Source organism: Mycoavidus cysteinexigens, from assembly GCF_003966915.1.
GTDB lineage: Bacteria > Pseudomonadota > Gammaproteobacteria > Burkholderiales > Burkholderiaceae > Mycoavidus > Mycoavidus cysteinexigens.
Window position 1 is genome coordinate 238,396 of the sequence record NZ_AP018150.1, and the last position, 21,280, is coordinate 259,675.

A 21,280-nucleotide genomic window follows, 5' to 3' on the forward strand; every position below is an offset into this window, starting at 1 on the left:
CAGAGACCCTATGCCATGTGGTCAAAATTAATCGCAGTTAAGCGCCGCCGAGAAGAACGTTTACGGATTGCAATACACCAGGTTGAAATGCAAATGAGCGAATTAAAAACCGCTCGCGCAAAGCTCGATGAGCAACGCTTGAAAGTCATGCAGCAATGGCAAGCGCTGAGTGCGCAAACTTCAGTGCGCCGGCCGAATGGCATAGAGGAATTATTGCAAGAACTGAGCCACTACAACCTTACTGCTACAAATTTTGAGCAAGAAAGTCGGCAGCTTGACGAGAAAATTGAAGGCTTGCAGCAGCAACTTAAGGAACACAATACATTGCTTCGGCAATGTATTGCGAAGCAGGAAAAATTAAAGCTCATTGAAAAACAGCCAAGATAATGCAAATTTTAAAAACAGATAACCGCCACGATGTAGGCAGTAGGGAATCACAGTCAGACTCGCCGCCACAACCATCACAAGAACAGGCGCAGCAGTTCGCGGATTTGCTTAAAAAAAAGCGGAAACCAAAAGCGCTAGGTGTGCCAGTGCCGTCGTCATTGTTGCTAGAAGCTTTTGGCCAGGCACCAAAAACTTCTGGTTGCTTAAGCTCAGCACAGGCAGCATTACGTACATTGGCCGAAAGCCTCTTGATGCCGGCTTCATTAAAGGTGCAAAACACAGCAAGCGCATTACGCATAACCGTATTATCAGGGGTGCTCACCGGTGCTGAAATGCTGGTTGCCCAGGTCCAAGGTCGGCTCAAGATGACACTGCGCGCAGCCAATGAAAAACAGCGTAAAGCACTTGAATCCATTCAACACAAACTCCAAAACCAAATCTCTTCAATGTATCCAATGGAGAAAATTTTAATTGAACAGCAGCATGACTGAGCAAGCTTTTTTTGAGGCGCCGGAGTGGACAGCCGCAGACGCGCATTTGCAGCAAGTAATTGGGGGCGGGCGGCAAAGTGAAGCCGAGGGGCTTTCGCTACAATTGACCCAACGTGCGCAAACTTCGAACCATCAGCAACGCGTGATGTTGCCGCTTGAATTATCGCTTAACGGCCAATCAGTATGGATTTGGTTCGATGAAGCCGCGTTTCTGGAATGGCTGGAGCCGATTCTACCCACGCCAGATTTTTCAGTGCTCGATGAGGGTTTGCGCGAAGCCGCGGCGGCCTGGGCCTTAGCGCCATGGCTGGATTGGTGTGTGCAGCATGGACTAACGCCCCCGTCGATTAAAGCGCTGGGCGCGTTAGCGCCGCCTCCCGCTCGATCTGACCAGCGAGAATATGCGGCTGATATGGTTTTAACTTTGATTTCCTCTGAAGATCATCGTTGGCTTGATTTGCATCTCGATGCATTCCCATTAACCTGGTTGAGTGCATTGGCAAAATCTATGACCGCCAGTCCGTATGAGCCGACGGAACATCGTGCTGTAATCCCAGGTTGTGCGGCTTTTGCGCATTTATCTGTCGCCCAACTGACTGCATTAAAAGTGGGCGATGTGGTTATGGCTAACTGGCAAGCTCCGCTTAAAGACGCAAGCCTGTTATTAGTATTGGACCGACTGTTCGTGCAAATATGTCGGTTGGATGAAAATCATTTTCAAATTGAGCGCATTATGGAGCCATTAGGCGAAGAAAACCATTTTATGACTGACACTGCCGAAGCTGCGGCTGAAGCCCCTCTCGTTGCAGAGGTTCAGCCATTGGACGAAGAAAATCATTTTATTACGAACCCTGCTGAAGCCACGGCTGAAGTTTCTCCCGCAGAGGAAGTTCAGCCCGCAGCCGAAGACGATCTAACCCTCGAAAAGGTTGCCGCAGGGTTACCGCTGACCCTACTTTTTGAAATTGGACAAATGACAGTGTCGCTTGCAGCGCTTTCTCAACTCAAAGAGGGGGATGTGCTGGAAGCTAATTTTAAAACTACACCGGAAATTGGCATTCGCACCCAGGGCCGTTTAATTGCAACGGCGAGCTTAGTGCGCATTGGCGAGCGCTTAGGCGCTAAAATTACCCGCCTAATGGCGCCGGAAGAAACAAAATGAATTTGCTCGATCACCCGCTGCAACTGATCGTTTTTCTTTTTCTGCTGTCGATTTTGCCTTTGTTGATTGTGCTTGGCACCTCGTTCCTAAAAATTTCGATTGTGCTGGCGCTATTACGCAATGCCTTGGGTATTCAGCATGTGCCGCCGAATATCGCACTTTACGCGATCTCGCTCGTGCTGACAGCCTATGTGATGACGCCTGTTGGTTTACAGGTCAGCGATGCGCTCAAAGCTCATCCCGTGGAGTTTAGCTCGCCTGAATCAGTGAGCCAAATCGATGACAGCGTGCTCGCTCCCTATCGAGCGTTTCTAAAACGCCATACGCCGCCGCGGCAAACGCATTTTTTTGTCGATATTGGACAGCGCACTTGGCCGGAGCAATATAAGGAGCGACTCGATGTCAATTCTTTATTAGTCCTTATGCCAGCGTTTGCAATTGGTCAATTAATTGAAGCGTTTAAAATGGGTTTGCTGATTTTTCTACCCTTTATCGCGATTGATCTAATCGTTTCAATTCTTTTGCTTTCTCTTGGCATGATGATGGTGTCACCGCTCACCATTGCCTTACCTTTCAAGCTCCTGTTATTTGTGCTCATGGGCGGCTGGGAGAAACTCTTGTCACAATTAATGCTTTCTTACTCATGAGTGACTCCATCCTGATCCATATGACGACGCAATTACTGTGGGTCGTCCTACTGCTGGCGTTGCCTGTCGTGGTTGCTGTAGCGATTGTTAGTCTAGCAGTGAGCTTAATGCAAACGTTGACTCAACTACAAGATCAAACCGTGCAATTTATTTTCAAATTGCTAACGGCCGCGCTGACTTTGCTCGTGACATATCGCTGGATTGGCCTCACTTTACTGAATTACAGCGATATGGTGTTTCAACAACTGTCTGATATGAGGCGTTGAATATGACGGCCTGGGCCGCCTGGGCGCCCCTGTTAAAAGTGCTGGCGCTTTGCATGATGCGCCCGCTCGGCGTTATGGCGCTGCTTTCTGTAACCAGCACTCGTATGTTGGGCGGCGCATTCATCAGAAACGCACTCGCGCTGTTAATCGCTTTGCCCGTTATGCCGGCAGCTCTTACCTGGGCAAAAAACACTGCGCCGCCGGAAGGTTTTGCTTTTGCCGGCATGATTCTAAGCGAATTTTCAGTGGGCTTATATATTGGCCTTTTGGCCGCTATCCCATTCTGGGCGGTAGCGGTTGCGGGTGAGTTTATCGACACTGCACGCGGCGCTGGGCTAGCTGAAATTTTAAACCCGGCGCTGGGCGAAGAAGTTTCATTATTCTCACTCCTTTTCCTACAATTATTAGCGGCGCTATTTTTTGTGGGAGGCGGTTTTAATCTACTGCTGGCGGCGATTTACCAATCCTATACTAAATTGCCGCTTGGGCAAGCGCTGTTAATGAATCAAGACACCGCTCTTTTTATGATTCACCAATGGCGTCTCGTGCTTGAGTTAGGCGTTGGCTTCGCGCTCCCGGCCGTGGCCTTGATGCTGCTGGTCGATTTTTCGTTTGGTTTGATTAACCGCACCGCTGGCCAACTCGACGTATTTTTTATTGCGATGCCAATCAAATCAATTTTTGCCTGCTTAGCGTTGATTTTTGGGCTCCGTCTAGGGCTTGACCATTACCTAGATCGATTTGACGAAATTTGGCTAATCGTGCGTCGATTACTGGACCTTAGCATAACCGCAAAGACCGCATAAAATGGCTGAGAAAACCGAGCAGCCCACGCCCAAGAAACTTAGAGACGCGCGTAAAGACGGGCAGGTTGCAAAAAGCGTTGAAATTATCCAAGGGATGCAATTGCTGATAGCCGCGCTCTGGTTTTGGCTAGAAGGACCAAAGTTGATTGCTGCGCTGCAAGATACATTTGGTCAGGCGATTCAATACATGGCATTGCCATTTGAACAAGCGCTGTTAAAAACTTTTCTAGCTTGTGCGCAAGTATTAGTGCGCTTTACCAGCTCATTAGCGGCGGTACTCCTCCTCACCACCATCATAACCGGACTTGCGCAAACAGGTTTTCTCTTTGCCCCGAAAAGACTCAAACCCAAACTGAGTACGATTAGTATTCTGCAAAATGCGAAGAATCTTTTTTCGCTTAAAAAGCTTTACACCTTACTACGCACTGTATTTAAAGTCATCCTGCTGGGTTGTGTTTTCGCTTATATCTTAGGCCGCTACGGTAAATCTTTAATTTATTTGCCAGAATGCGGTGTGCAGTGCGCGATACCAATTGTAGCTAAGTTATGTAGCTGGCTGATTGGCTGTGTGCTGGCTTTCTATATTATATTTGCGATCACTGACTATTTATTTGAGCGCCACCAGCTTATCAAGCAATTGCGCATGTCAAAAGAAGACATTAAACGCGAATTCAAAGATACAGAAGGCAACCCGCACATTAAAGGACACATTCGTCAACTACATGAAGAAATGCAAAACAGCGATATGTCTGGCCGAGTTGAACAAGCTAGTGCCGTAATCAAAAACCCTACGCATCTTGCAATATGTATATACTACAAACAAGGCGAAACGCCATTACCAATCGTCACGGAAAAAGGCGAAGGACGTAAAGCATTGCAAGTGCTTGAATTAGCGCAGATTTATAAAGTGCCGGTCGTGGCGAATGTTGCGCTTGCACGACAATTGATGGCGGAGACTAAGATCGGGGATTATATCCCTGATAAATTATTTGAGCCGGTGGCTGAAGTGTTGAGGATTGCAATGTTGGAGTTGGATGAAGAGGGGTAACTCAACAATTAAGAATAAGTATAGATAGCAATTATTCGTCATGAATAAACTGGTTACGGTTGGAGCATTCATTAATACTAGAAATTGTGCTGAGTACGGCGGAATGGTATTCTGTGCTCTATATTTGAGAGAAAGTTAAACTAAACATTGCCGGTTTTGCTGTGAAGTAAAATCTGGTCAGAAATTAAGATTAACGGGGAAATAAATGAAACGATGTATTTTGGCAGGGGTAATCGTCCTAAGCATGGCTGCATGCGGGGGTGGGGGCGATGGAGATGGTGGCGAATTATTTCAAAGCTCTGCATTGTCAGGTCCTGCTAATACATCTCCACCTAATAGCTCTATAGGAGGGACTGAAGCCGAAGTAAAGACTCTGTCCGAGGAACCTTTGAGGGAAGATGCGAGTGTTGTAGGGGAGGGTTCTGATCCCGAGTTAACTTTAGGACAGGTAGGTGCGGATGTAGCAGATGCTAGTAGTAGTGGATTCAGTGCTTCGTCCAAACAAACTCCTAGTGCTACAGGAGTGGTCATAGCAAGGCTTTTTGATTTTGATCAGTACCTTATTTCCCGAGAAGAGATAAAGTCGAAAGTAGCTGCTGCAATGGCGGGAACGGATAAAATTCTTGCAAAGAAGCGTGAACAGATAAAAAGGAGTTTTTCCCAAGAAAAAAGGGCAAAAGGTTTTTCTTTTTCTGATTCTAATGAAGCTATGCGTTTTGGCACTACGCAGTTTACTGTCCATGAAATTATATATAGACTGAATGAAAATGGAGCGTTGCTTCCTTTGAACACAGAACAGCCTTCGAAGGATTTTCGGACTCTCAAAGAGTTTAACAACGAAGGAGAGAAACAGAAACTTAGATTGGCTAAACGGTTGATAGTTTTATACAAAAAAATTGCCAGCGACGGATCTTATTCTTACATTGTTAAATGCCTGCGCTATAAGGAATACAATGACGAAATTTTTAGCGGCAATGGCAATAGCGAAGAAAATAAAGAAGGATGGTATCAAATTAGCTCCGATAATGGCAGCAGTGATTGGGAGCCTTTAGTTTTAGATGGTGAAAACGTTATTAATGTTGATGAGTGGCTGGAGAGTGATATAGGTGTGCGCAGCTTTATACACTTTGACGCGAATGCACTTAAACAAAGGGTGCTAAAAACATCCGGACTGGATGCTCAATTAACTCAAGAATTAATAGGATTATAGATTAATGAAGAGAAGTGGGAAGGGGCGGCCTCAAGCATTAAGCGCAACCGATTTGCCAATCCTACATTTTCCAATTTCTGAGCTAAACGGTTGGTCTAGCGAGAGCCATCCTAGAATCTGGCGATGTCATTAAGGTAGGTTTGACTGAGGCGGAAAAGGTCGATGCCTTTAGGCAAGAACTGGCGCGGTAAGCCGTTGGGATTTTCGTTACTGCCCCGCTGCCAAGGGGAATGGGGAGTTGGCAAACCAGATATTGATGTTTAAGCGCTGGGCGAGCTTAACATGGCAAGCCATTTCACTGCCCTGATCATAAGTCGAGTTCTCGCGCAAAAAGCCGGGAGTTTTTTCATCTGACGGGTAAAGCTGAGCAGACTACCCGATGCGAGCCTGTCAGATATTTTGTGTGTCCGAAGCCACGGTTAAATTTTACAGCTTCTTATAGTGAAGCTGTAAAACGTTCGCCAAATAAGATAGCAAATTGAATTTTTGCAGTCCGCCATGTGAGATAGGTGGCATTTTCCAATCTTTAGTGATATTTCGCAAAGCCAAATAAATAAGCTTAATGGCAGCTTGGCCATTGGGGAAATGGCCTCGATTCTTAATCACCTTACGCACCTGCATATACAGGCTTTCGATGGCATTGGTTGTATAGTTGTATGAGTTAAGACTTAGTCTGAACTGACGTTAGATTAAGGCACAACGCAATATAGCCCCGATTATGTTGTCCATTTGAGCCTTCGTTAGCAGGCACGGTAACATAGCCGAGGCTAATGATGGTTTAAATACAATTATTGACTGGGCGGAGTTAGTGATTGTTGTGATCCGCTCCATGATCCCCAACTCGACCGTCGACTTCGTGGTAGCGATATTTCTTCTATCATATTATTCAACCATTGTTCGTCTGTTAGTTGGTTATCGCCTGTTTCCTGTAATATTGGAATAGCTTGGTTTCTCTCCCGCTGGGAGTTTAGTATATTTTGCACTAACCTTCCTAGCGTTTTGCATATCTCTTTAAGTTTATCGATTTCTCCACCTGTTGCATTATCGACCTCTGCCGCTGTTATTGAAAATTCTTTCTGATTGTCTTCAAGAGCAGTAAGCTTGCCTCGCAGTTCTGAAATTTCTGTAGTTTGTTGTATAAACTGAGTGGCTTGAGCCTTTTCTAAGTCAGAATTTGGTTTAGGAAGCCTACCTTCAATGCTAGAAATTCTATTTTCAGTCTTAGTAAGGTCATTTTGTACTCCCTTGATTTGTAAAATTACTCCATCAATTCGTCCATTTTGAACAGAAATGTTACCGCGATTAACCTCAGTAAAATTTGATACGGTTTCTATAGATGTGGTGAGCGTTGCATTTTGGGTGCTTTGACTCGTTTTTAGCTCAGAAAGAGTGCTTTGCAAGTTATCGGTTTTTTCGTTTAAACTCTTTTCTAAATTGGCCTTGAGCTCGTCTAGATCTTTTTTAAATTTAGATTCTAAATTCTCTTCAAGGTTTTTTAAATCCCCTTTTGATTTCTGAGCCTGCTTAGCTTGCATCCCATTCATTTTTCTCAATAGAAAAAGATTTGCACTAACCGAGAAGAGGAGAAAAAGTACACATATAGGAAGCACTTTTTCAAGCACTATGGGCTCTAACTTATCAAGTCGCGCAGAAATTCGATTCAAATTTGCTGTCGTCGAACCCATATAATTAAAAATACTGCTCGTCAGTTGCTTTTGTTGAAAAGAATTTTGTTCTAGCTCTCTAATAAAAGGAGAAGGTGGACCCTCACTCACCGTCCTAGCGGGGCAAAACCCTTCATCCTTATAAATATGCAAAACTTGATCTAAAGAAAGACCGCATAAGTCTGGTATTTGTTTATTTTTAGCTTTTGTTTCCGTATCCCAAAGGTTAGGAAGCCACGAAGAAATTAGAGAGGTAAGAGATGACGGAATTTGCATTATTGGCTCCAGCAAAAAGAAGGAAAAGTTATAGCAATATAAGAAACTCTAATAAAGAGGCTGAGCTTCGTGACTAACGGTATTAAATCCTGGTTGGATGAGCTCGAATTGCTTTGACTGCCTGAGGGGTAGAAAACAATTCAATCCTCACTGTCATATGAGAAAACAGCGAACAAACACTAAAACTCGCCGGAAGCGAATAATTGTCAAAATATTTATTTGCAAATTCGGCGGGGTAAATACCGCATATTTCAAATATTAGCAGATTTTCAATTTTTCTCATCATACACTGATTTATTTCTTAGCTCAAAGCTGAGTTTGGTCCTGGTTTGTGTACGTTGATTTGAGAGCTCAAGCTTAACTTGATTAAAAATTGAAAAAATCTTTTTGCAAAAATAAGGTGCAAAATATAGGTTTGAATTTTTAATCTAAATTTATCAGCGCCGATTTTTTATATAAATTATTAATTCTGCCTTGTAAAATTCGAAACTCACTTCATTTCTGTAAAAAATTTTCTGTGTTAATGACTTTCATTTTTTAGTAAGCGCACAGCGAGAAAAGGCAACTGCATATTTCAGCCCATCGTGACCGGTCATTTGTGCGTCCAGCAAAGGCTGGTATGTTTAGCAGGAGTTAAGCCTGCCGGGGCAAGAGTTAGGAGTCCCGTAGCTTGGATAGCAGCGCGTAGGGAAACCAAAGTGTTGAAACCTATTGACAGGCGCTTCGTAGGAAGTGCGCGAGTTGCCGGGCCGTAACAAAAGTGAATGCAAAGTGGCTTCGAAAGGTCAGAGGACCGAGGGCCGAGCATACAAATGGTGGGCGAAGGCAGCATGAATAGTCGAAACCTAACCGACACGGCTATCTCACCTCGGCGGAGTGGAAGCAACGGCACGGTAACAAGGACATACTAGGGCGTGTCCTCAATTAAGCAAAATAGATGCGGAAGCGAGATAAATGCGGAGAGGAAATGTCGAGCAGTTTTGTCATATCGGGTAGCAACAGCGCGGAATTGTTCGAGTTTACAAAAGAAATTCTCGATCAAATAGCGCGCTTTATACAGATGTCGATCATAGGCACTTTTCACACAAAATTCCTGACACCCTCGCGCATGGCTCTATCCGCTTTCGGTCAAGCCTTATTGTCCCGCCGCTCGATTATCGAAACCGTTTTTGATGAACTGAATGAGCATACTCGACATCGGCCTCCTATTAATTTTGCCGTCAACTTACTCGGCGGCATCATCGCTTACTGCCTTATGCCCAATAAGCCTAAACTCCATTTGCAGCATTGCCACAATGCTCTCGCTTAACCCGAACTGACGCTAAATATAATTATTGGCTGGGCGGCGGCGATCCAGTCGGAGATCCTCGGCTGCTTGATGATTGTTGCGATCCGTCCCATGATCCCCAATCCGATTTTTGGCGTAGCGATGACATTCTTTCCACTAGCTCGCTGAGCCACCGCGCGTCCGTTACATTGGACATGTTCTGCACAATTGGGGCAGCTTCGCTCTCCTCCTGCTGGTGCGTTATCAAATTTTGCACTATTCCTCCCATCAATTGGCATAGCTTTTGAAGATCATTGATCTCTTCAGATTGCATCAAAATTTCAGCTTCAGCAGCCCTAATTTTTTCAATTTCGCTGCTACTCTCTCTCAAACCATCTGTTAATTGAGAAATTTCGTCTTTACGTAGAGTCGATTCCCTTTCAAGATTTTCAATTCTTTGAGATTGTGTGGCTTGAGAATTTTGCAAGTTCGCGCTTAATTCACTGATGCCCTTCTCAAGCGCATCAGTCTTACTTTTTGTGTTCATAATAAGTGGTCTGAGGCGCTTAAGGGTAGCGGCGTAGTGATGGGCTACATCTATATTTTCTTTAAGTGCATTATCTAAAATTTCTTTTTCTGTCCTTGTTTCAAGTTCATCTTTCAAAATTTCAATTTGTTGACGTAAATTTTGAGTTAACTCGAAATGCTCTTTTTCTTTAACCTCTAGATTTTTAATTTGCTTAGATTGGTTTTTAAATTGACTCCATATAAAAAGGCTTGCGCTGATGGCGACAGCAAAGTTCAAATAAGCTGTATGTGCAGGAGATATTAGCTGTAAAACTTTAGGTTCTAACTGATTGATCTGTTCGGGAATTCGATTGAATAAAGTTTTAGCCAAGTCTAAAGGGTTAAGGGTATGGCCGTCTATTAGCTTAGATGGCAACATAATTTGTTCCACCTGCTTAAGAAGTCCATCAGGCATCTGTGCAGATTGGTTATCAAATTTCTGTTCCAAAAAGTTAACAGTATAGAGACGATAGAGTGCAGCAAAAGCGCATACAGGAAGAGGGGCTAGGTACAAGAACTTTGGTTCTAGCTGACGGAATTTCGCAGTAATTCGATTGACGCTTTCTGAAATTGAGGCTAGGTGGTTAAAAATGCTACTTTTTGTCTGTTCCACCTGTTGAGTCGCTTGGTCGACCTGTTGGCTGTGATCTATATTTTCTACAGAGTTGACGCGGTGCTGATCCAAAGGCTGAGGCGCATCCTGGGGAATATTTATCGGCTGATTAAATGCACTCTCCTCTGAGGAATTTCTATCGATCTCGTCTGGCCGATTGGGTTGAGAAGGGACTGATTGGACGGTTCGGAGACAGTTTTCAATTTGCATGACACGCTCTGGTGAGAGTTATAGAATCTTTTATTATCAAATAAACTGTTGCGAAAATTAGAAAATTCATGATTGATAGTTTTATCGTTGTTTTAGTTTTAGCAGAATTTCAAAAAATATCAAATTTTTTATTAGACTGGCTAGCATTTTATTTTAAATTTTAATGGGTTTGTCTGAAATATTAAGAACAAGTAAAGTGGTGGTCAAAATGCCAAGGCTAGGAAGTAGAGCCATATATCAGCGCTCGTATTTTTTGTGTTTTGGACAAATTTATTATTTGAGAGCTGCTATGGTTAAATTTTTATTTAACCATACGGAAATGCTGTCGATGAATTAAACAATTTATATTCTGCTAATAACCCTTATTCTTGGGATAAGCGTGCAGCGAGAAAAAGCAACGAAGCTGTTGTGCCTGTACCAATGTCTATGTTTGACTTTAGCTCTCTAAATAGGTTAATTTATTCAATATGACCCTATTTGATTAATAATGAAAAATATGTTTTTAAATTAATCATTGATTGATGGGAAAAGGTGATTGTTTATCAATTATTCAAATGCCATAGGCTGTTTTTTTGGCTAAATGAATAATTCAAAAAATAAAATTAAATAAGTAGAGGCGGGGATTTAGGTTATTAAACAAGGAAGAGTTAAATATGGCAGTGTCGCAGAATATTCAAGATACGAATGCTTTTCAGATCAAGTCAGTCGGTACGTTAGCTGATCGTGTAACCCAAGTACTCGCTCAAAAAATAAAAAGCCAAGAGTTACGTCCTGATTCGCGGCTCACGGAACATATCATGGCGAAACGTTTTGGCGTAAGCCGTACCGTTATCCGAGAGGCTATTTCGCGTTTAAAATCAGACGGCCTGGTGGAGGCGCGCCAAGGGTTGGGGACCGTGGTTTTGCGGCCAGATGCGGCGACTGTGTTTAGGATTGATGTTGGCGCAACAGATTCATTGCAAACTGTATTTCAGGTATTTGAATTGCGGCGTAGCATTGAGGGCGAAGCCGCGGCGCTCGCAGCGCAGCGCTGCACGCCTGAGCAATTGGTGCAAATCAAACAGGCGCTGGCAGCAATTGATGGGGCGGTGAAAAGGGGCTGTGACGCTGTTGATGAAGATTTTGCGTTACATAAAATTATTGCCTTAGCCACGGGCAATGCGCTTTATGCATCCTTGTTAGATTTTCTGAATCACTTTATTTACGCATCGATTAAAGCGAGTCGCGCAAATCAGGTTAGCCGCATGGATTTTTCGTTACACGCGGAGCATCAAGCGATTATAGAGGCGATTGCACGGGCAGATCCAGATGCAGCGCGGCGAGCGGCCATAACGCATATTGATAATGCTACGGCTAGGGTGCGTATGGCAAATCTCGAAGGCAAGAGTCAGTAGGTTGGTTTGCGGGGAGGAGCGGGGCGCGCTAAAGCGGCCCGTTTCTATCTTGCATGGGAATCATCACGCGCTAAGAGTTGCGTTGCGAGTTCGACAAATGCTCGTGTCTTAGCGGGTAAGTGGCGTTGGCTTGAGTAGACTAGCGAAATTTGTTCGTTTGCCTCCGGTACGCTATATTCAGGCAGAATCCTTTTTAGCTTACCTTTTGCTAAATCTTTATCCACCATAGTCTGCGGCAAAATTGCGATGCCAATGCCCGCGAGCGCCGCTTCGCGTAATTTCGCCAAATCATTGACTACGTAAGAGGGTTCAATGGCTATTTGACGGCTTTCGCGTGGACTGACAAAGGTCCAAGTGGAGTTGGAGGTGCGTTGTGTCGGCCCGGCAAAGGTATGCTGCGCGAGTGCGTTGAGAGAATGGGGCGCACCGCCTTGCTGAGCAAGGTAGCTTGGAGCCGCCACAATGGCTGATTCAATTGTTAACAGTGGGTGTTGAGTCATGCTTGCACTAGTGATTGAACCCGTAGCGACGAGACTGGCGTCAAAGCCGTTTTCGATTAAATCTACCGGTCTGTGCCCGAGCGTGAGTTGTAATTTTACCTCTGGGTAGCGTGTGCGGTAGGTGCTAAGCAGGGGGGTTAAATTAGCCAGTGAGAGAGCGGCTGACGCGAAAATTTTTAAAGTTCCGCAAGGCACGCTGGACATTTGGGTTGCGTTGGCTTCGATCGCCTCAATTTGCATTAGGATATGGCGGCATCCATCTGCATAAGCGCGACCCGCTTCAGTTAACGATAGACAGCGAGTTGTCCGCTGTAGTAGCTGAGTATTTAAATGTGCTTCGAGCAGCGCTACATAACGCGTGATGACTGCGTTTGACAATTTAAGTTTGGTGGCCGCTCGCCCGAAGCTGCCGCTTTCGGCAACTTGCAGGAAAACACGCATGGCTTGCAGTTGATTCATACTTTAAAGTGAGTGAGTGTTTTGACGCAAACAGAAAATGAATGCAAGATTGTTTTGTGTCGAACATGATGCAGTGTTTCACTCTCTACTCATATAAGAATGATCTTAAAAAATTAAAAAAAACAGAAAAAATAAGGTATTAATATTGCTTATAAGGGTATTAGATTTTTTATATTTTTTCTCAAGAAATTTTTGTTTGATGCTCGATCATCTGCGTTATGGCGTTTTGCAGTGGCGAAGGTGCAATTTTTTGGCATAAGTCCTGCAAACAAGCTAAGCCAGTCTTTGATAAATGTGCTTCTTTGGCTGCGAGGGTGGGTTTTGTTTGAGGTGATTGCACGCGGATTTTAATCGTGTCTACAGACCAGCCACGTTGTTGTAACGCTTGCAATAAACTCGGCTCTAAATGGCGTAAGCGTGCAGCGAGTGCATTATGTGCGGTGAGCAGAGTAAGTAGGCCATTTTTGATTGGCCCAACGGAAATGTTGGGCGCTAGATAATTTGGTAAAGCGGTGGCTAAATCCTGTTTTAGGGCTGAAATTTGTTCAATGCCGGCGCGTAGTTGGGCGAAAGTTTCATTGCGCTCCAGCAATTTGACGACGGGTGATGCGTTGGCCGGGGGGGGCGCTTTTTTAAAGTTTTGGAAGCTCATAGTTGGCTTGATCTTACATCAACTTAGCTATATTTTGTGTTCGCTAAGTACCTGTATATTTCGCGAGTTTTTACGTGAGGCTTTTCTTTATAAGGGAAGATTTTTATATCTCAGCACCTAATAAACGATGAGAAGCCTATGAAAAACTCTTTTTCCTGTGAAGAAATTCCACTTATCCCAGTTACTACTGTTTCTGACGAGCAGCACGTTCAAGAAAGCAAGACTGAGCCTCAATCGAGATTCTTTTCGTTAGGGAATTTAGTTGGGTTAAAAAATAAAAATGGAAGAGGTCGTCAAAAATCTACAGAGTCTTCTCCGCAAGTTATAAAAAAACCTGACGCTCAAAAAAGGTATGCACTGTCTACGGAAGAGGATTTCACAATCCGGTGTAACGCTAGGGCCCACGCAATAGATCATAAAATTTCAAGGAAAAAATGTTTTTATTTTGATACGCAAATTATGATAGACCAGGATCATGTTCGCACTATAAATAAAAGCGGAACTTTATATAAAAACGAATTCGGCACCTCTATTTCTCCTGAGAGTAAATTGCTACAAAAGGTTAGGTTAACTGACCGTTTGGATATACATGGTCATGGTAATGAAAAATTTTTCTCAGGTATGCCGGCAGAAGAATTAGCATACGCTCTCAAGAACGCTGGATTGAGTGAGGTAGGTATTCTCAAATTACAATCTTGCAATGTTGGAAAGGGAAAAGAAGAAAGTTTTCTGTATAAGTTTAAAGGCGCGCTTAACAGTCAAGGAATTAATTTTGGTTATATTTGTGGCCCTACAGGTTACTTGACAGATTGGAGATTCGCCGTAGAAACAGCGAAATTTAAATGCAATATTCGAGGGCTTCCCTTTGTTTTTAAAAAAACAGTTAACGGTTTCATGCCGGAAATATTTGGCCTACAGGTTGTAAAGGGAAACCTGGATATTGTTTTTCCTGGAACAAGGTACAACCTTCCTATCTAAAGGCTGATGGGCGCAAGCTGTTTGCTTGAAGTTATACGTTAGCGCTATGTTTTCCCTGTATTGCAGGGCAGAGTAGCATGATAAACTCTACTCTTTATTCCATAGCGTTAGCAGTTATAACCTTATAAGCGATGATTGCAGGACTTCTCAAAAAGATTTTTGGCAGCCGTAACCAGCGGTTGCTTAAGCAATACCAAAAAACTGTCGTTGCGATCAATGCGCTTGAGGCGCAGTTCGAGAAACTGACTGACGAACAATTGCAAGCGTGCACAGCACTCTTTAGACAACGAGTCGCAGCTGGCGAATCGCTTGAGCAGCTCTTGCCAGAAGCGTTTGCGGTGTGCCGCGAAGCGAGCCGGCGCGTGCTTAAAATGCGCCACTTTGATACGCAGCTTATCGGCGGCATGGCGTTGCATTATGGCAAGATTGCTGAGATGCGCACCGGCGAAGGTAAAACGCTGGTGGCAACCCTGGCCGCTTATCTCAATGCGTTAGCGGGTCGCGGCGTGCATGTGGTGACGGTGAATGATTACCTGGCGCAGCGTGATGCTGAGTGGATGGGTCGTCTTTACCATTTTCTGGGTTTGTCAGTTGGTGTTAATTTGTCGCAGATGGAGCCTGAGGCTAAACGTGAGGCGTATGCGGCTGATATTACGTATGGCACCAATAATGAATTTGGTTTCGATTATTTGCGCGATAACATGGTGTATGAAGTTGGTGCGCGGGTGCAACGTGAACTTAATTTCGCGATTGTCGATGAAGTCGATTCAATTCTGATTGATGAAGCGCGTACGCCGCTAATTATTTCAGGCCAAGCAGAAGATCATACGGAATTATATTTAAGGATGAATGCGCTGCCGCCACTGCTTGAGCGCCAACTTGGTGAAGAAAAAGCGGACGGGAGCGGGGTTGAAAAGCCAGGCGATTACACCCTTGATGAAAAAGCGCGCCAAGTCTTTTTGACTGAACTCGGTCATGAAAAAGCAGAAAATTTGTTGGCCCAATGGGGGTTGATTGGCGCTGGGGAAAGTTTGTATGCGCCGCAAAACATTACGTTAATGCATCATGTGTATGCCGCGCTGCGGGCGCATACGTTATTTCACCGCGATCAGCATTACGTCGTGCAAAATGCTGAAGTGATGATTGTGGACGAATTCACTGGCCGTTTAATGGCTGGCCGTCGTTGGTCGGATGGTTTGCATCAAGCGGTTGAGGCGAAAGAAGGCGTACATATTCAACACGAAAATCAAACGCTCGCGTCTATCACTTTTCAGAATTATTTTCGGATGTACGCCACGCTGGCTGGGATGACCGGAACGGCGGATACGGAAGCGCACGAATTTCAGCAAATTTATGGGCTTGAAACCGTCATCATCCCGACTAACCGAGTTAGCCAGCGGACTGACTATCAGGATCAAATTTATAAAAGTGCGCGCGAACGCTATGAAGCGGTGATCGCTGATATTCGCGCTTGCTATGAGCGGGGACAGCCAGTATTGGTGGGGACTACATCAATTGAAAACTCAGAGTTGCTAGCGTCATTATTGACGCACGCGAAGTTGCCGCACCAAGTCCTGAATGCTAAGCAGCATGCGCGCGAGGCGGAAATCATCGCGCAAGCAGGCCGTCCTAAAATGGTGACCATTGCCACGAATATGGCTGGCCGGGGGACGGACATTGTATTGGGTGGGAATGTTGAGAAGCAAGCGAGTTTCATTGAGGCGAATGAAACCTTAGCTGCTGATGAAAAAGCGCGCCGGATCCAGCATTTGCATGATGAATGGCAGGCTTTACATGATGCGGTTAAAGTGGCGGGCGGTTTGCATATTATCGGCACTGAGCGGCATGAAGCGCGCCGCATCGATAATCAATTACGCGGTCGAGCTGGACGGCAAGGGGATCCTGGCTCTTCGCGTTTTTATCTCTCGCTCGAAGATCCATTATTGCGCATCTTCGCCGGTGACCGTGTGCGCGCGATTATGGAGCGTCTTAAAATGCCCGATGGCGAGGCGATTGAGGCGAGCATCGTCACGCGCTCCATTGAGTCGGCGCAGCGTCGGGTGGAGGCGCGTAATTTTGATGTGCGTAAGCAACTACTGGAATATGATGATGTCGCCAACGATCAACGCCGCGTGATTTACCAGCAGCGTAATGAATTGCTCGAAGCGACCGATATTTCGGAGACGATCGCGGCTATGAGCGAGAGCGTGTTTACAGTGCTGGTGCATACTTTTGCACCGCCAGGTAGTATTGAAGAGCAGTGGGATCTGCCAAGTTTGGCACAAGTTTTGCACGATGATTGGCAGCTTGTGCTCAATTTTGAGCAGGCTGTTAAGGATGCTGATGTAGTGTCTGATGCAGACATTTTGCAGTATGTGTTGACTGTGGTGCATCAATCCTATCAAAGCAAGGTGGCGCAGATTGGGCGTGAAGCGTTTAACGGATTTGAGCGCTCGATTATGCTGCAAACGCTCGATGCGCGTTGGCGTGAGCATCTGGCGGCATTAGACCATTTGCGGCAAGGCATTCATCTGCGCGGTTATGCGCAGAAAAACCCCAAACAAGAATATAAACGTGAAGCTTTTGAACTTTTTGCGCAGTTACTTGATGCAATCAAGTTAGAGGCAATACGGATTGTTATGAATGTGCGCATTCAGTCGGTTGAACAGATCGAACAAGCGACTGAGCAGTTTGAGGAAAAAGCCGCTCAGCACGATAATATGCATTTTCAACACGCTGAGTTTGCTGGAGCAATCGCTAATCAATCTGGCTCTGAGCTGGAGCACAATGCGCCTGCCAGCCATTCGCCGCTACGTGAAATAGCACCTAAAGTCGGTCGGAATAGTCCATGCCCTTGTGGTAGTGGTAAAAAATATAAGCAATGTCACGGTCAGTTGGCGTGACGCGTTCTCTGTAAACATAAATATCTGTCTGGTGCTTTGGTAAATCGGGTTTTAAATGGCCGTCAATTTTCCTCTAATTTGTCCTGAGCAGCTCTATCCTGTGGCTGGAGTTACGCTGGGTTGGGCTAAAGCAAATATTCGCAAGCCTAATCGTAAAGATTTGCTAGTACTGGCGTTGGATGAAGGCGCAACGGTATCGGCTGTATTTACAACCAATCGTTTCTGCGCGGCCCCAGTGATCGTAAGCCGCGAGCATTTGGCGCATGTGCGTAGTGGTGGGATGGGTGTGCGCGCGCTGGTGGTCAATACAGGTAATGCGAATGCTGGCACGGGTGAAGAGGGCCTGGCTCATGCGCATGAGGTGTGTTCTAGATTGGCGCAACTGGCCGGAGTCACTGCGCAGCAGGTATTGCCCTTTTCAACCGGCGTGATCCTTGAACCGCTTCCGGTCGAGCGTTTGAGTGCAGCGCTACCCGCAGCGTGGGCCACGCGCGCGCCGGCGCAGTGGTTTGATGCTGCCGAAGCGATTATGACAACTGATACTCGCGCCAAGGCGGCTTCGCGGCGTGTCGTAATCGGTACTGAGCAAATCACCCTCACTGGCATCAGCAAGGGTGCTGGCATGATTCGGCCTAATATGGCAACCATGCTTAGTTTTATTGCAACGGATGCCGGGTTCACCCAGCCCGTGCTTGATAGCCTGACTAAACATGCTGCGGATCGTTCATTTAATTGCATTACGGTCGATGGCGACACTTCGACGAATGATTCCTTCGTTATTATTGCAACCGGCCAAGCTGATCTACCGTTGATCACTTCGATGGAGGATCCAGCCTATATTGTGCTGCGCGATGCGATCACCGAATTGGCTCAAACGCTCGCGCAGTTGATTGTGCGCGATGCCGAAGGCGCCACAAAATTTATTACGCTTCAGGTTGAAGGGGGGGCGACGCTCGCGGAATGTCGGCAGATTGCCTATGCGATTGGCCATTCGCCGCTCGTCAAAACGGCTTTTTTTGCCTCTGATCCAAACCTTGGGCGCATTTTATGCGCTATCGGTTATGCGGAGATTGCTAACCTTGAAGTCAACCAAATTGATTTATATCTGGATGATGTTTGGGTGGTGAAAGAAGGCGGCCGTCATCCTAGCTATCTTGAGGAAGAGGGGCAGCGCGTAATGCAAAAACCTGAGATCACGGTACGCGTTGTATTGAAGCGTGGTCACGCCAAAGCGGTAATTTGGACGAGTGATTTGTCGCATGAATATGTGAGTATTAATGCAGATTACCGCTCTTAAACTCTGATGAATACTGCTAGATGAACGGGTTAGTTAGATGGATAAACTAGAGCGTTTCCTAAGCCGTGCTGAGGGCTTGCTCGACCGACTAGAAACATTGCTGCCACAGCCGGCTGCTGCTATCGATTGGGATCTGTCGGTGGCGTTTCGCTGGCGGGTACGCCAAGGTCAGGGATATTTGCAACCTGTGCCGCAAATATCGGCGATCACCCTTGATGATTTACAAAACGTTGACCGACAAAAGCAATTAATCGAAGCCAATACGCGTCAGTTTGTGCAAAAACTGCCCGCTAACAATGTATTGTTAACAGGGGCGCGGGGCACGGGTAAATCCTCCTTAATCAAAGCATGTTTAAATCATTTTGCCGCAGACGGTTTACGGCTGATTGAGGTCGACAAAGATGACTTGCACGAATTAGGCGATATTATTGAATTGGTTGCGCAACGTCCTGAACGTTTTATTGTGTTTTGCGACGATTTATCTTTTGAAGAGGGTGAGCCTGGCTATAAAGCTCTGAAAGTCGCCCTCGATGGCTCAATTGCCGCGCCGTCAGACAATCTACTCATTTATGCGACCTCAAATCGCCGCCATTTATTGCCGGAATACATGAGCGACAATGAAAGCTACCGTCCTACCAGCGAGGGTGAAATTCATCCGGGCGAGGTCGTTGAAGAAAAAATTTCGCTCTCCGAACGCTTTGGCTTATGGGTCAGCTTCTATCCGTTTAAACAAGATGACTATCTTGCGATTATCCGGCACTGGCTCAAACATTTTGGGTGTAGTGATGCGGATTGCGCGCAGGCGCGTAGTGAGGCTTTGACTTGGGCGCTTGAGCGTGGTTCGCGCTCCGGGCGCGTGGCATGGCAATTTGCGCGCGATTGGTCGGGCCGGCAGAGTAATAAACAGGTGGGTTAGTACATAGTTTATGGTGACTCAATCACAGGCCAAGCATGTGCCGCAGGAGCGGCTGGTTACCCAAGTAGCGGTGGGGGTGTTGGTGCGCGCTGATGGCTCTTTTTTGCTTGCGCAGCGCCCTGCTGGCAAACCTTATGCAGGCTACTGGGAATTTCCTGGTGGTAAGTTAGAAGGGAATGAATCGGTAGAGGCCGCATTAGCGCGAGAGCTGCATGAAGAACTTGGCGTGACAATTGAAACCTGCCAGCGTTGGCGGGTGCTGGAGCATGATTATCCTCATGCTTACGTACGTTTATTCTTTTGCAAGGTAACCGCGTGGCGCGGTGAGCCGACTGGACGCGAAGGGCAAGCGCTGGCTTGGCAGAAAATACCGGTCGAGGTCGCCCCTGTGCTCCCAGCAACGGTGCCAGTGCTAGATTGGTTGCAGGCGGATGCGGGATCTTCTACGGTGTTGCTTGATTAAAACAAAAAAGCACTCGACTTTAATCCGAGTCATCCCCGGGATGGGCCTCGGAGGGCGTTTCTTGGGCGCCGCTAATCACATAATTGTCAGCTGCCCAGGTGCCTAGATCAATTTTTTTGCAGCGTTCTGAGCAAAAGGGGCGATATTGGTTTTCTGGCTTCCATTCGACGGTGCTGTCACAGATGGGGCAATTGACGACAATATTCATATAATCAAGTGAGAATCAGGAGCCAACAAAGATAGATTATAAATTACATAATGTGAGTTGGAAGGGAATATCCGCATCCACTGGCCTTGGACGCATATCGCCGTCTTGCGTGGTGAAACGCACCCATAGCATGTATTTATTGGCGCTGGCCTCAGGAATTACATTCAGCTCGGCGGGGACGCGTATTTGCATTAACTGGCAGGTGCGGCCAGATAGCATTTGCTGATAGCGGCCTTGGATGGCGATGACTTTAGTGATCTGACTAGATTCGCGGGCGAATTTTAATACAATAGCCATCGCATCGCGTAGTGGCAGCAATGGGATTGCCCACTGCGCAATATCATGCCGACGTTGCTCGAGCGAACCCTGTTGCCAGGCATAGTAAGATGGCAAATCAAAACGGCAAGTGCCGCCGGGGATGGCTGAGCGGCTGCGGATACTGCTGAGCCATTCATTATCAGCCAGATGCTGCCCGGCTTTGCCGTGCATTTGATTGAGATGCGTTAGAGTTTGTGTGATTTCTACTAATATTGACTCTAGCATGGTTTGATCAATCCCGGGGTTATCCCGGTACGAAATGAGCGTTTGACGCTGTCGCTCGAGTTCTTTGCTAAGATCAGATTTGAGATCTGCACGGCCGGCTACGTCGGCGATTTCAAATAGCGTCATCAACGCGACATGGTGCTCCTCGGCGTTTTCGCGAGACAAAAAGAACGTAAAACGATTAAAAAGATCTTCAAACCGCAGCAGCGTTCGGATACGTTCGTTAAACGGGTACTCGTAAAGGAGGGTCAAACTTAATGCCTATTAAAAGAAGCAAAATGGCGAATAAACACAGTCTATTCTAATCCGCATATTTACGCGCTGCAATCTTGGCCAGAATTAACCGTATGCAT

21 protein-coding genes and 2 pseudogenes are annotated in these 21,280 nt (G+C 45.9%); 15 read left to right on the top strand and 8 right to left on the bottom strand.

From position 1 onward, the window contains the following. Positions 1-15 precede the first annotated feature (15 nt). The 8 genes from MCB1EB_RS00970 (at position 16) to MCB1EB_RS01005 (ending at position 6,017) form a co-directional block, all read left to right on the top strand. On the top strand, positions 16-387 hold the full coding sequence (locus tag MCB1EB_RS00970; protein ID WP_026922108.1) for a hypothetical protein: 372 nt from the start codon (positions 16-18) through the stop codon (positions 385-387). After that, positions 387-878 carry a hypothetical protein gene (locus MCB1EB_RS00975; protein ID WP_045363559.1) on the top strand — a complete coding sequence of 164 codons (492 nt, stop codon included), beginning with the start codon at positions 387-389 and terminating at the stop codon, positions 876-878. The genes MCB1EB_RS00970 and MCB1EB_RS00975 overlap by 1 nt, the downstream gene beginning before the upstream one ends. Then, complete coding sequence (locus MCB1EB_RS00980) at positions 871-2,040, top strand: type III secretion system protein SepQ (RefSeq protein WP_045363556.1); 1,170 nt, start codon at positions 871-873, stop codon at positions 2,038-2,040. The genes MCB1EB_RS00975 and MCB1EB_RS00980 overlap by 8 nt, the downstream gene beginning before the upstream one ends. Continuing rightward, a complete protein-coding gene (gene sctR, locus MCB1EB_RS00985) occupies positions 2,037-2,687 on the top strand; it encodes a type III secretion system export apparatus subunit SctR (protein WP_026922105.1) in 651 nt (216 codons plus the stop codon). Before MCB1EB_RS00980 ends, sctR begins: the two co-directional genes overlap by 4 nt. Continuing rightward, positions 2,684-2,953 (top strand): type III secretion system export apparatus subunit SctS, encoded by a 270-nt coding sequence (gene sctS, locus MCB1EB_RS00990; protein ID WP_026922104.1) that lies wholly within the window; start codon positions 2,684-2,686, stop codon positions 2,951-2,953. The genes sctR and sctS overlap by 4 nt, the downstream gene beginning before the upstream one ends. Before the next feature lie 2 nt (positions 2,954-2,955). Further along, positions 2,956-3,759, top strand: coding sequence for a type III secretion system export apparatus subunit SctT (gene sctT / locus MCB1EB_RS00995; RefSeq protein ID WP_045363553.1), 804 nt, complete (start codon positions 2,956-2,958; stop codon positions 3,757-3,759). A 1-nt stretch (position 3,760) separates the two neighbouring features. Beyond that, entirely contained in the window at positions 3,761-4,807 is a 1,047-nt protein-coding gene (locus MCB1EB_RS01000; RefSeq protein ID WP_045363550.1) for an EscU/YscU/HrcU family type III secretion system export apparatus switch protein, read from the top strand. A gap of 205 nt (positions 4,808-5,012) precedes the next feature. Then, entirely contained in the window at positions 5,013-6,017 is a 1,005-nt protein-coding gene (locus MCB1EB_RS01005) for a hypothetical protein (RefSeq protein WP_045363547.1), read from the top strand. A 116-nt stretch (positions 6,018-6,133) separates the two neighbouring features. Here MCB1EB_RS01005 and MCB1EB_RS12280 read toward each other — a convergent pair. The 3 genes and pseudogenes from MCB1EB_RS12280 to MCB1EB_RS01020 form a co-directional block, all read right to left on the bottom strand. Further along, positions 6,134-6,388 (bottom strand): annotated as a pseudogene (locus MCB1EB_RS12280) (IS30 family transposase); the annotation flags it as partial. 65 nt (positions 6,389-6,453) lie between these two features. Then, a pseudogene (locus MCB1EB_RS12285) lies at positions 6,454-6,668 on the bottom strand (transposase); the annotation flags it as partial. Positions 6,669-6,805: 137 nt separating this feature from the next. Continuing rightward, complete coding sequence (locus MCB1EB_RS01020; RefSeq protein ID WP_045363542.1) at positions 6,806-7,957, bottom strand: hypothetical protein; 1,152 nt, start codon at positions 7,955-7,957, stop codon at positions 6,806-6,808. 967 nt (positions 7,958-8,924) lie between these two features. Between MCB1EB_RS01020 and MCB1EB_RS12685 the strand changes: the two genes are divergently transcribed. Next, the gene (locus MCB1EB_RS12685) at positions 8,925-9,266 is read left to right on the top strand and encodes a hypothetical protein (protein WP_431311517.1); all 342 of its coding nucleotides are present in this window, start codon (positions 8,925-8,927) and stop codon (positions 9,264-9,266) included. Positions 9,267-9,288: 22 nt separating this feature from the next. Here MCB1EB_RS12685 and MCB1EB_RS01035 read toward each other — a convergent pair whose 3' ends face one another. Next, a complete protein-coding gene (locus tag MCB1EB_RS01035; RefSeq protein ID WP_045363536.1) occupies positions 9,289-10,614 on the bottom strand; it encodes a hypothetical protein in 1,326 nt (441 codons plus the stop codon). A gap of 653 nt (positions 10,615-11,267) precedes the next feature. Between MCB1EB_RS01035 and MCB1EB_RS01040 the strand changes: the two genes are divergently transcribed. Further along, on the top strand, positions 11,268-12,008 hold the full coding sequence (locus MCB1EB_RS01040; protein ID WP_045363533.1) for a FadR/GntR family transcriptional regulator: 741 nt from the start codon (positions 11,268-11,270) through the stop codon (positions 12,006-12,008). A gap of 44 nt (positions 12,009-12,052) precedes the next feature. On the opposite strand, the gene MCB1EB_RS01045 is transcribed toward MCB1EB_RS01040, so the two are convergent. Beyond that, positions 12,053-12,967, bottom strand: coding sequence for a LysR family transcriptional regulator (locus MCB1EB_RS01045; RefSeq protein ID WP_026922098.1), 915 nt, complete (start codon positions 12,965-12,967; stop codon positions 12,053-12,055). A gap of 181 nt (positions 12,968-13,148) precedes the next feature. Continuing rightward, positions 13,149-13,619: a DciA family protein gene (locus MCB1EB_RS01050; RefSeq protein ID WP_045363530.1), complete on the bottom strand. Its 471-nt coding sequence runs from the start codon at positions 13,617-13,619 to the stop codon at positions 13,149-13,151. Between the two features lie 138 nt (positions 13,620-13,757). Here MCB1EB_RS01050 and MCB1EB_RS01055 point away from each other — a divergent pair, with 138 nt between their 5' ends. The 5 genes from MCB1EB_RS01055 (at position 13,758) to MCB1EB_RS01075 (ending at position 20,176) form a co-directional block, all read left to right on the top strand. Then, positions 13,758-14,597 carry a hypothetical protein gene (locus MCB1EB_RS01055; RefSeq protein ID WP_045363527.1) on the top strand — a complete coding sequence of 280 codons (840 nt, stop codon included), beginning with the start codon at positions 13,758-13,760 and terminating at the stop codon, positions 14,595-14,597. 131 nt (positions 14,598-14,728) lie between these two features. Beyond that, positions 14,729-17,500, top strand: coding sequence for a preprotein translocase subunit SecA (gene secA, locus MCB1EB_RS01060; RefSeq protein ID WP_045363524.1), 2,772 nt, complete (start codon positions 14,729-14,731; stop codon positions 17,498-17,500). 55 nt (positions 17,501-17,555) lie between these two features. Further along, positions 17,556-18,797, top strand: coding sequence for a bifunctional glutamate N-acetyltransferase/amino-acid acetyltransferase ArgJ (gene argJ / locus MCB1EB_RS01065; RefSeq protein WP_026922095.1), 1,242 nt, complete (start codon positions 17,556-17,558; stop codon positions 18,795-18,797). A 37-nt stretch (positions 18,798-18,834) separates the two neighbouring features. Continuing rightward, the gene (locus MCB1EB_RS01070) at positions 18,835-19,713 is read left to right on the top strand and encodes an ATP-binding protein (protein ID WP_045363521.1); all 879 of its coding nucleotides are present in this window, start codon (positions 18,835-18,837) and stop codon (positions 19,711-19,713) included. Between the two features lie 10 nt (positions 19,714-19,723). Further along, complete coding sequence (locus MCB1EB_RS01075; protein ID WP_126353814.1) at positions 19,724-20,176, top strand: NUDIX domain-containing protein; 453 nt, start codon at positions 19,724-19,726, stop codon at positions 20,174-20,176. A gap of 19 nt (positions 20,177-20,195) precedes the next feature. On the opposite strand, the gene MCB1EB_RS01080 is transcribed toward MCB1EB_RS01075, so the two are convergent. Next, the gene (locus MCB1EB_RS01080) at positions 20,196-20,384 is read right to left on the bottom strand and encodes a DNA gyrase inhibitor YacG (RefSeq protein ID WP_045363518.1); all 189 of its coding nucleotides are present in this window, start codon (positions 20,382-20,384) and stop codon (positions 20,196-20,198) included. Positions 20,385-20,420: 36 nt separating this feature from the next. Next, on the bottom strand, positions 20,421-21,179 hold the full coding sequence (zapD, locus tag MCB1EB_RS01085) for a cell division protein ZapD (RefSeq protein ID WP_045363515.1): 759 nt from the start codon (positions 21,177-21,179) through the stop codon (positions 20,421-20,423). Positions 21,180-21,280: the final 101 nt, after the last annotated feature.

Bases quoted from the DNA above. Each gene is read 5' to 3' on its own strand.
- MCB1EB_RS00970 (WP_026922108.1), top strand. From the start codon at position 16: ATGTGGTCAAAATTAATCGCAGTTAAGCGCCGCCGAGAAGAACGTTTA.
- MCB1EB_RS00975 (WP_045363559.1), top strand. From the start codon at position 387: ATGCAAATTTTAAAAACAGATAACCGCCACGATGTAGGCAGTAGGGAA.
- MCB1EB_RS00980 (WP_045363556.1), top strand. From the start codon at position 871: ATGACTGAGCAAGCTTTTTTTGAGGCGCCGGAGTGGACAGCCGCAGAC.
- sctR (WP_026922105.1), top strand. From the start codon at position 2,037: ATGAATTTGCTCGATCACCCGCTGCAACTGATCGTTTTTCTTTTTCTG.
- sctS (WP_026922104.1), top strand. From the start codon at position 2,684: ATGAGTGACTCCATCCTGATCCATATGACGACGCAATTACTGTGGGTC.
- sctT (WP_045363553.1), top strand. From the start codon at position 2,956: ATGACGGCCTGGGCCGCCTGGGCGCCCCTGTTAAAAGTGCTGGCGCTT.
- MCB1EB_RS01000 (WP_045363550.1), top strand. From the start codon at position 3,761: ATGGCTGAGAAAACCGAGCAGCCCACGCCCAAGAAACTTAGAGACGCG.
- MCB1EB_RS01005 (WP_045363547.1), top strand. From the start codon at position 5,013: ATGAAACGATGTATTTTGGCAGGGGTAATCGTCCTAAGCATGGCTGCA.
- MCB1EB_RS01020 (WP_045363542.1), bottom strand. From the start codon at position 7,957: ATGCAAATTCCGTCATCTCTTACCTCTCTAATTTCTTCGTGGCTTCCT.
- MCB1EB_RS12685 (WP_431311517.1), top strand. From the start codon at position 8,925: ATGTCGAGCAGTTTTGTCATATCGGGTAGCAACAGCGCGGAATTGTTC.
- MCB1EB_RS01035 (WP_045363536.1), bottom strand. From the start codon at position 10,614: ATGCAAATTGAAAACTGTCTCCGAACCGTCCAATCAGTCCCTTCTCAA.
- MCB1EB_RS01040 (WP_045363533.1), top strand. From the start codon at position 11,268: ATGGCAGTGTCGCAGAATATTCAAGATACGAATGCTTTTCAGATCAAG.
- MCB1EB_RS01045 (WP_026922098.1), bottom strand. From the start codon at position 12,967: ATGAATCAACTGCAAGCCATGCGTGTTTTCCTGCAAGTTGCCGAAAGC.
- MCB1EB_RS01050 (WP_045363530.1), bottom strand. From the start codon at position 13,619: ATGAGCTTCCAAAACTTTAAAAAAGCGCCCCCCCCGGCCAACGCATCA.
- MCB1EB_RS01055 (WP_045363527.1), top strand. From the start codon at position 13,758: ATGAAAAACTCTTTTTCCTGTGAAGAAATTCCACTTATCCCAGTTACT.
- secA (WP_045363524.1), top strand. From the start codon at position 14,729: ATGATTGCAGGACTTCTCAAAAAGATTTTTGGCAGCCGTAACCAGCGG.
- argJ (WP_026922095.1), top strand. From the start codon at position 17,556: ATGGCCGTCAATTTTCCTCTAATTTGTCCTGAGCAGCTCTATCCTGTG.
- MCB1EB_RS01070 (WP_045363521.1), top strand. From the start codon at position 18,835: ATGGATAAACTAGAGCGTTTCCTAAGCCGTGCTGAGGGCTTGCTCGAC.
- MCB1EB_RS01075 (WP_126353814.1), top strand. From the start codon at position 19,724: ATGGTGACTCAATCACAGGCCAAGCATGTGCCGCAGGAGCGGCTGGTT.
- MCB1EB_RS01080 (WP_045363518.1), bottom strand. From the start codon at position 20,384: ATGAATATTGTCGTCAATTGCCCCATCTGTGACAGCACCGTCGAATGG.